The sequence below is a fragment of the Actinomycetota bacterium genome (genome assembly GCA_035536535.1).
Classification (GTDB): domain Bacteria; phylum Actinomycetota; class JAICYB01; order JAICYB01; family JAICYB01; genus DATLNZ01.
Genome location: DATLNZ010000173.1, coordinates 1 through 7,015, shown reverse-complemented (window position 1 = coordinate 7,015; position 7,015 = coordinate 1). Strand labels below are relative to the sequence as shown.

6 protein-coding genes are annotated in these 7,015 nt (G+C 69.6%); 2 read left to right on the top strand and 4 right to left on the bottom strand.

The window, feature by feature from the left end:
* Nucleotides 1–547 (bottom strand): methylmalonyl-CoA mutase family protein (locus VNE62_11610; GenBank protein HVE92925.1); only part of this gene is annotated, 547 nt, incomplete at its 3' end.
* 52 nt (nucleotides 548–599) lie between these two features.
* A complete protein-coding gene (locus VNE62_11605; GenBank protein ID HVE92924.1) occupies nucleotides 600–2,417 on the bottom strand; it encodes a hypothetical protein in 1,818 nt (605 codons plus the stop codon).
* A gap of 124 nt (nucleotides 2,418–2,541) precedes the next feature.
* Here VNE62_11605 and VNE62_11600 point away from each other — a divergent pair, with 124 nt between their 5' ends.
* Nucleotides 2,542–4,317 (top strand): 3-hydroxybutyryl-CoA dehydrogenase, encoded by a 1,776-nt coding sequence (locus VNE62_11600; GenBank protein HVE92923.1) that lies wholly within the window; start codon nucleotides 2,542–2,544, stop codon nucleotides 4,315–4,317.
* A 12-nt stretch (nucleotides 4,318–4,329) separates the two neighbouring features.
* On the opposite strand, the gene VNE62_11595 is transcribed toward VNE62_11600, so the two are convergent.
* Nucleotides 4,330–5,499 (bottom strand): GNAT family N-acetyltransferase, encoded by a 1,170-nt coding sequence (locus VNE62_11595; GenBank protein HVE92922.1) that lies wholly within the window; start codon nucleotides 5,497–5,499, stop codon nucleotides 4,330–4,332.
* Nucleotides 5,496–5,816, bottom strand: coding sequence for a metalloregulator ArsR/SmtB family transcription factor (locus VNE62_11590; GenBank protein ID HVE92921.1), 321 nt, complete (start codon nucleotides 5,814–5,816; stop codon nucleotides 5,496–5,498). Before VNE62_11590 ends, VNE62_11595 begins: the two co-directional genes overlap by 4 nt.
* A gap of 57 nt (nucleotides 5,817–5,873) precedes the next feature.
* Between VNE62_11590 and VNE62_11585 the strand changes: the two genes are divergently transcribed.
* Nucleotides 5,874–6,824 carry an endonuclease/exonuclease/phosphatase family protein gene (locus VNE62_11585; protein ID HVE92920.1) on the top strand — a complete coding sequence of 317 codons (951 nt, stop codon included), beginning with the start codon at nucleotides 5,874–5,876 and terminating at the stop codon, nucleotides 6,822–6,824.
* The last annotated feature ends 191 nt before the right edge of the window (nucleotides 6,825–7,015 follow it).

Below are 7,015 nucleotides of genomic sequence, written 5' to 3'. Positions count from 1 at the left end.
TCTCCTGGACCGGCGTCGCCCCGGCCTCCTGCAGGTGGTACGAGCAGATGTTGATCGGGTTCCACTTCGGCATGTCGCGTCCGGTGAACTCGATCGTGTCGGCGGTCAGGCGGATGGACGGGTCCGGAGGGAAGGCGTAGGTGCCGCGGGACAGGTACTCCTTCAGGATGTCGTTCTGAGTGGTGCCCCGGAGGGCCGTTCGGGGGGCCCCCTGCTCGTCGGCCACGGCCACGTACAGCGCGAGCAGCCAGGCGGCGGTGGCGTTGATCGTCATCGACGTGTTCATGTCCGCCAGTGGGATCCCGGACAGAAGCGCCCGCATGTCGCCGATGTGGCACACCGGGACGCCGACCTTGCCGACCTCCCCGGCCGCCATCGGGTGGTCGGAGTCGTAGCCGATCTGCGTGGGCAGGTCGAAGGCGATGGACAGACCTGTCTGTCCGCTGGCGAGGTTGCGGCGGTACAGCTCGTTGGACGCCGCCGCCGACGAGTGGCCTGCGTACGTGCGGATCAGCCAGGGCTTGTCCCGCGGGCGGTTCACGGCCATGCCCAAAGCCTACGCAAGCGCAGCCGGCGAGGGCCCCCAGCGGTCGCGGGCGCTACAGGCCCACGGCGCGGGCTGCGTCGATCATCGACTGGGTGACGTGGTCGCCCAGGCAGTGGTCGAGCGCGAAAGCCTCCTCGTACTCGCCGGTCTGGGTGGCGTACTCCCCGGCTGTCCCGGCCCCCTTGTAGTCGTACTCAAAGGACTGGATCAGGTACCCCAGAGCGTCGTTGGCCTGCGAGTAGACGGCCAGCGCCGCGTTTCTGCTGGCCTTGGACTTCACGACCTCGGTGACGTTGGAGAACAGCTCTCCCGGCGCGAAGGCGACTCCGAACTCGCCTATGGAGTGCGCCCCGACAACCGTCTTGATCTGCGTGGCGGACGAGGTCTCACATCCCCGCAGCTGCCCGGGTCCGGCGTTGCGCTCTTTGGTCCACCTGTAGGCCCCCGGTCCGTCGGCCCCCGGGGTCCCGGGGACGAACTCGCGGCTGAACAGTCCCAGGGAGCCGAGGACCGCGAGCCCCTGGTTGGTCATGACCGGGTGCGTTACCTGCTGGACGCTGACCTTGATCTCGTTGGACGTGACCGGGATCGGGTTCTTCGAGACGTCCGCCGCGATCGACGCTGCAAAGGCCGCACCCGTCTCCTCGGCCTCCGCGTCCTCCTTGCCGAAGGTGGCCCCCGTGGGGTTGTCGGCGGTCGCGTCGCAGGGCCTGCCGGCGGGCTTGCGGGAGATGGAGACGTTGCCCAGCCCGCCTTCGATGAGCAGGCCGACGCCTCCGAAACGGCCCTCCAGCGACCGGGCCGCCGCGCCGGGCCAGTCGGCGTGAAGCAGCGGCGTCCCCGGACCCCCGACGAAGGCGCACTTTCCCGCGGCGGCGTCCCACTTGGCCGTCGCGGTCGGGTTGGTGTTGACGATCGTCGGGTGTCCGGCGTAGTTGGCCATGGTCGCCACCGCCGCGCCGGTGTCCTTCTCCTTGAGCTGCAGCCACACCGCCTGGTAGTCGGGGGTGGAGTAGTAGTGGTCGCGGCGCTCGCCGTTCATTCCCCGCAGGACGGTGGAGCCGGTGTCCAGTGAGCCCGGAACGAGGTTCGCCACCGCCTGTTTCGCCGAGGCGATCGCTGAGTCGCGCAGCTGCCGCCAGTACCAGTCGGGGACGCCGCCCCAACCGCCGTAGTTGTCCGGGCCGGAGTGGCTGTGGGTGGAGGTCATGACGAGGTTGTCCTGGGGAACCCCCGTCTGGGCGCTGACGGCGTTGCGGATGTCGTGCCAGCCGCAGTCGGCACACGCCGATCCCTGGTAGCGGTAGAACCAGCCGACGCTGTCGATGACCTGGTGGACGATCGTCTGCGTGCCGTTGGAGACTGCCAGCGACCTCACCCAGACGCCGCCGTCGTCCACGGCGCGCGCAGCGCGCGCCGGACCGAGGCCGAACCCTCCCAGGTAGATGCAGTCCGGACTCGAGGCCGGCCAGCCGTGGCCGGGGGCCGGCAGGGCGTGGGTCGTGTCCGGGTTGGCCTTGTCGACCTCAAAGCAGCCTTCGGTCTGCCAGCGGGTCCCGCCGTACAGCTCGGGAGCCGGCGCCAGGCTCGTGCGGTTCGCACCGACGAGAAACTCACCGGGCGGAAGCTGGCTGGAGGGAGCGGCGACATCCGAGTGGAGCACCGACTGCACCTGCACCGGCGACGTCTCGGCCCCCGGACGGACGGAAACCTGGCGTCCCGGCGTCTGGGCCGCCGCCGAGGCCGCCGGGTGCGGTGAGGCCGCTTTGGGGACGGGCACCGGAGCCAGGCCGACGCCTGCCCACGCCGCGGCGAGGCCCAGGGCGCCTGCCATGAAAGCGGCCGCGCAAGTCCTGTAGATGCGCCTCACGGTGTGAGGCAAGGGAGAAATTGTTGGACGCCGCATGGACCGATGTTCTTCGACCCCCGTCCGATTCCTGCCGGAGCCGCGTCTGGCACGCTAGCGGGCGTTGGCCGAGGCGTCAGGAGGAGCGATGGGGGTACAGGACATCCGGGTGGTCGGGGTGGTCGGCTGCGGCACGATGGGCTCGGGCATCAGCGAGTTGTTCGCGCGCGCCGGCTTTGACGTGGTCGTGCACGAGGTGGACGACGCGCGCCTGGAGCACGGGATGGACCGCATCCGCCACTCGCTGGACCGCGCAGTCTCCCGGGGCAAGCTCAGCCAGCAGGACGCGGAGGCGGCCTTGGGGCGCATCACGGGGCACACCACGTTCGAGGCTTTGAAAGGCTCGGACCTCGTGGTCGAGGCCGTCCCGGAAAGGCTGGAGGCCAAGCGCCAGGTCTTCGGGATCCTCGACGGGCTGCTGGCCGACCACGCCATCCTCGCCACCAACACCTCGTCGCTGCCGGTGATCGAAATGGCCGTGGCGACCTCGCGTCCGGAGCGGGTCGTGGGGCTGCACTTCTTCAACCCGGCCCCCGTGATGGACCTCGTGGAGCTGGTCAGGACGGTGACGACGAGTCCGGACGTCCTGCAGTCGGTGACGGAGCTCGCGCAGCGGCTGGGCAAGACGCCTGTGGTCTGCCGGGACCGCGCCGGATTCATCGCCAACCTTCTGCTGTTCCCGTACCTCAACGAGGCGGTCCGGATGCTGGAGTCGGGGTTTGCGTCTCGCGAGGACATCGACGCGGCGATGCGGCTGGGGGCCGGGCACCCGATGGGGCCGCTCGCGCTGATGGACCTTGTTGGACTGGACTCCTGCTACGGGATCATGGAGTCGCTTCACCGCCAGTTCGCCGAAAGGCGCTATGCGCCGGCGCCGATGATCAAGCACCTCGTCACCGCCGGCTACCTCGGGCGCAAGTCCGGACGCGGGTTCTACACCTACGCCGAGCCCGACTCGTCCAAGGTCGTGCCGGACGAGCGCAGCGGGGGCCGGGTCGACCTGCCCTCCGGCAGCCACCCGGTCCGGTCCGTGGGTGTGGTCGGCACCGGCACGATGGGGGCCGGCATCGTCCAGGTCGCCGCCCGCGCGGGAATGGACGTCGTGTGCCGCGGCCGCAGCGAAGAGTCGGTGGCCGCCGCGCGAGAGGCCATGGACGCCTCGATGCGCAAGGCCGTCGAGCGCGGACGAATGCAGCAGGCCGAGTACGACGCCGCTGCCGGACGCGTGACGTGGACGACGGACCTGTCCCGGCTCGCGGAAGTCGACCTGGTGATAGAGACGGTGGCCGAGGACCTTGATCTCAAGCGAGCGCTGTTCGCGGAGCTGGACCGTGTCGCACATCCGGACGCCGTCCTGGCGTCGTGCACCTCGTCGCTGCCGATCGTGGAGCTGGCAGCGGCGACCTCGCGTCCGGACAAGGTGTGCGGCGTCCACTTCTTCAACCCGGCCCCCGTGATGGGACTGGTCGAGCTCGTCCGGACCGTGGCCACCTCGACGGACACGCTGTCGATCGCCAAGTCGGCTGCGGAGGGAATGGGCAAGCACACGGTCGTGTGCGAGGACCGGGCCGGGTTCATCGTCAACCGCCTGTTGTTCCCGTACCTCAACGACTCGGTGAGGATGGTGGAGCAGGGCTACGCGACCGAAAAGGACGTCGACACGGCGATGACCCTCGGCTGCGCGCACCCGGTCGGACCGCTCGCGCTCGTGGACATGGTGGGACTCGACGTGACGCTGGAGATCATGAACTCGCTCAACTCGGAGTTCCGGGAGCCGGGCTACGCTCCCGCACCGCTGCTGGAGCACATGGGCAAGGCGGGCTACCTGGGCCGCAAGACGGGCCGGGGGTTCTTCACCTACTGAAGGCTCAGCCCTTCAGCAGCAGGCGTTGCCTTCGAAGGTTGGCAGCGGCTTCTGCGAGGGCTTACCCAACAGCGGCAGGTCGGCGTCCTCGAAGGAGAGCCTCAGGGCCACGGCGCACTCGCAGTCGGCACCGATGGAGCCCTCCGTTGCGCAGGCGAAGCCCGCTGGCTTGGTGGCGACGACCTTGAAGCCAAACTTCTCGAACAGGGCCGTTTCGCCGGCCGTCAGCGCGTTCACCTCGTCGGCGCCGGACCACCGGGCCACCTCCAGGGCGGCTATCACGAGCCGGGTGCCTATGCCTCGCCCGCGATGCGCGCCGGCCACCGCCAGCGACCGCAGCAGCGCGCTTCGTCCCAGCCTCTCCACGGCCACGACGCCGACCAGATGCCCGCCCTCCACTGCGACGATCGCGTCCTCGATCCGCAGTCCGGACGGCGACAGTCCGGCCTCGTGGAGCAGCGTCGCGATCCCGTCCAGGTCGGCGGGAACCGCGGGACGCATTACCGGGCCTTCGGACGGCGTCCCCGGCTTGGTCGCGGTCACCGCGACCGCGCGGGCGGTAGGACCGCCATCGGCCGAACAGGCTCCCTCGCCGCACTCGGCGTCCAGCATCCGCAGTCGGACTTCTTCGAACCCGATGGACCGCAGCGTCTGCTGGTAGTCGTCTGCGACAAGGGCTCCGGCCACGCAGCACGACCATGAGTCTGCGTCTGCGCGGACATCCGCGCCCGGGTCGGCGTCAAAGGCGGTGTCGAGGATGGCCAGCCGGCCCCCCGGGCGAAGGGCGCGGTAAGCCTCCACGAGCGCGCGGCGCTTGTCCGGGACGAGGTTGATCACGCAGTTGGAGATCACGACGTCTACGGCGCCGCAATGGACGGGCAGCTGCTCGAGGTCGCCTTGAAGCACCGAGACGTTCGCGGCACCGGCCGCGGCGAGCCGTGCGCGGGCGACCATCTCGGGCGTCATGTCGACGCCGATGGCGCGGCCGTGCGGACCCACAACCTGCGCGGCGGCCAGAAGGTCGCGGCCGGGGCCGGATCCCAGGTCCAGGACCGTTTCTCCCGGTCGCAGGTTCGCAAGGGAGACGGGGTCGCCGAGTCCGAGCGTGGGCGGGGTGCCGTCGGGGGAGTCCGGCATCTGCCGGGCGTGTGTGGCGTAGCGGTCGCGGACTGCCTCTTTCATCTGTCCACCTCCAGGACTTGTGCCAGGACGCGGATTGCGTCCGGGTCGGCTCGGTAAAAGGCCCAGCGGCCGCGCTCCTCGGACGTGACCAGTCCCGCGCGGCGAAGGATGCCCAAATGGTGCGAGATCGTGGGCTGGGCGAGTTCGAAGTGGGCCTGCAACTCGCACACGCACAGCTCCGGGTTCCGCGCGAGCAGGTTGAGCATCCTCACCCGTGTCGCATCGGAGAGCGCCTTGAACTGTGTGGCAACGGAGGCCGCCTCGGCCTCGCCCATCGCGGGGTCGACGATCGCGCAGCAACCGGATGTGCCTGCCATGTATCGAAACTAATCGATGAATCGATACCTGTCAATATGAGCCCGGGGGACCGTAGCATGGGCCCTCTGTCCCGCCTGCGAAACATCCCTTCGACCGCCGCGTATGCGGCGCTGGTCGTCGTGTGGAACGGCCTGCGGTTCACGCCGCTGGGTTCCCTGGCGCCCTTTGGGCTTGCGGACCTTTTCGGATGGCTGCTGTTCCTGCCGCTGCCCGTGCTGGTGGTGGCGGCTGTGGTGCGAAGGCTCCCACGGGCGGCGGTCGCGGCCGCACTGCCCCTGCTGGTCTTCTCGGCGGAGTACGGCCCCTTGTTCTTCCCACAGCGCACGCCCCCGCGTGTCTCGCCGCTGCGGGTGCTGGCCATCAACCAGTACTTCGGCAACCCCGACACCACCGGCGTCCTGCGGCTGTTGCGATCCGCGCAGGCCGACGTGGTCGCGATCCAGGAGCTGAGCCACGTGTCCGCGCGGGCGATCCCGGAGCGTCTGAGCAAGCTGTACCCGCACCAGTCGCTGCACCCGGACGACGGCGCGTTCGGGTTCGGCCTCCTCAGCCGCATCCCGTTTGACGAGCCCCGGCCCCCGCAGCGCGACTTTGGGACGTGCTTCTGCCAGGAGGTCACGCTGCACGACGCGCGGCGAACGCGCGTCGTCAACGTCCACACGTTCCCTCCCGGAGCTTCGTTGACGGGCCTGCGGACGGAGCATCAGGAACAGACGATGGCGATCCTGCGCCGCAAGGCCGCGCAGGCGCGGGGGCCGACGGTGATGCTGGGGGACTTCAACTTCTCGGACCGCCACCGCTTCTACAGGGGCATGCGCCGCAGCCTCGGTGACTCGCACCGCGACGCCGGGTGGGGGTTCGGGTTCACCTGGATGGCACCGGTGCCGGTCGTGCGCATCGACTACGTGTTCCACAGCCGCCACTTCACCACGCGCCGGTTCCAGACGCGGAGCACGCACGGATCGGATCACCGTCACGTTTGGGCGGAGCTGGTGTCCCGGTCCTGAGCGTCTTGTCGTTGCGCCCTCTCCACGCGAAGATGTTGCGCACACAACGTGGGGGCCGGGGACAGTGCAATCAGAGATGCAAGGAAAGCTCGTCCTGCCCGTGGGGACCGTGACCCTGCTGCTGGCCGACGTTGAGGGGTCCACCAAGCTGTGGGAGGCCCAGCCGGAGTGGATGCCGATCTCCGTCGCGG

Coding starts and splice junctions, on each gene's coding strand:
- VNE62_11600 (HVE92923.1), top strand. CDS start 2,542: ATGGGGGTACAGGACATCCGGGTGGTCGGGGTGGTCGGCTGCGGCACG.
- VNE62_11595 (HVE92922.1), bottom strand. CDS start 5,499: ATGAAAGAGGCAGTCCGCGACCGCTACGCCACACACGCCCGGCAGATG.
- VNE62_11590 (HVE92921.1), bottom strand. CDS start 5,816: ATGGCAGGCACATCCGGTTGCTGCGCGATCGTCGACCCCGCGATGGGC.
- VNE62_11585 (HVE92920.1), top strand. CDS start 5,874: ATGGGCCCTCTGTCCCGCCTGCGAAACATCCCTTCGACCGCCGCGTAT.